At 50.5% G+C, this 988-nt stretch carries 1 protein-coding gene; it reads right to left on the bottom strand.

The window, feature by feature from the left end; genetic code table 11:
* Positions 1-988 (bottom strand): molybdopterin oxidoreductase family protein (locus tag A3766_RS00710; protein ID WP_156508575.1); only part of this gene is annotated, 988 nt, incomplete at both ends.

Here is a 988-nt window from a genome sequence, read left to right as displayed (position 1 = left end):
TTTAGTGACCTCCACTCGTGCAAGCATGCTTCCCCAATGACTTTCTATTTCAGCTATATCGCCCTGACTTAAACCGAACTTATGAGCGTCTTCAGGAGTGATCTCGACATAGGGCTCCGGCTTATGCTGGTTTAGCCTCGCTGATAAGGCAGTGCGGGTCATGCTATGCCATTGGTCTCGAACCCGTCCGGTATTCAAAGCAAGGGGCCAGGCCTCTGACAATGAGTTAACAGGTGGGCGATGTCTGAGTGCTATGAGTTTGGCTTTGCCGGAGGCGGTAAAGAAACCTCCTTCAGAAAAAAATCGTTTTACACCATTCGGGTGAGTGTTGTTTACGGGCCATTGCACAGGTTCTAGCGAGTCGTATTGTTCGTCACTAAGCTCTGCCAAGCCAGAGATATCGAAATCTCTAGGCCGTTGTTCAGCCGTATTTTTAAAGCCTGTTAGTGCTGCATGTTCCCGAAAAATATCGGCAGCAGATTTAAAATTAAATGCTTCGTGGTAGCCCATGGCTTTGGCTACTTGGCAGATAATCCACCAGTCGGGCTTGGCTTCACCTGCTGGTGGTAGCAGCGCTCGTTGGCGCGAAATTCGTCGTTCGGAATTGGTGACAGTACCGTCTTTTTCGCTCCAGCCCAAAGCGGGCAGTTTGACTTCGGCTCGATCTAAGGTATCCGCATGAGCGACACAGTCAGACACAACGACGAAGTCACATTGTTCAATGGCTTTCCTTACTTTTTCTGCATTGGGAAGGCTGGCGACCGGGTTGGTTGCCATGACCCATAGGGCTTTGATCTTTCCTGATGCGACGGCGTCGAAGAGCTCAATCGCTGGCATGCCTGGTGTATTGGCAAGGTTTGGGGTATTCCAGAACTCACTAAGTAGGCTTGTGTCCTGTTCATTAAACTCTAGGTGAGCCGCGAGTTGGTTTGCTAGACCGCCAACTTCACGCCCCCCCATTGCATTGGGTTGCCCCGTTAATGAGAAG

Source organism: Oleiphilus sp. HI0132, assembly GCF_001635845.1.
This window is presented reverse-complemented; position numbering and strand designations above follow the sequence as displayed.